This window comes from Nonomuraea montanisoli, from assembly GCF_013363975.1.
Taxonomy (GTDB): domain Bacteria; phylum Actinomycetota; class Actinomycetes; order Streptosporangiales; family Streptosporangiaceae; genus Nonomuraea; species Nonomuraea montanisoli.
In genome coordinates this window covers 1-295 of the sequence record NZ_JABWGN010000067.1, presented here as the reverse complement: position 1 = coordinate 295, position 295 = coordinate 1, and the positions used below count along the sequence as shown (strand labels likewise).

The 295-nt window shown below is 70.5% G+C and carries 1 protein-coding gene; it reads right to left on the bottom strand.

The window, feature by feature from the left end:
* Positions 1-109 precede the first annotated feature (109 nt).
* On the bottom strand, positions 110-295 hold a 186-nt coding region (locus HTZ77_RS45005), incomplete at its 5' end, for an LUD domain-containing protein (RefSeq protein ID WP_175595925.1).

Sequence of the window (295 nt, the reverse complement as noted above, 5' to 3'; positions counted from 1 at the left end):
CTCGGCGCTGGCCAGGGCCGCGGCGATGACGGACGCGGAGCTCTGGTTCACCGACAAGGTGTCCGAGGTCGCGGCCGTCATCCGCGACTAGTCATGAGACGGCTACCAGTCATGAGACGGCGACCAGGACCTCCAGCGTCCTGGGGCCGTGGACGCCCTCCACGCGGTTGAGCTCGATGTCGCTCGTCGCGGAGGGCCCGCTGAGCCAGGTGAGCGGGCGGATCGGATCGAGCCGGGAGACCGCTTCGGGCACCCCGGCCACGATCTGGTCCGCCCGCACCACGCACAGGTGGTA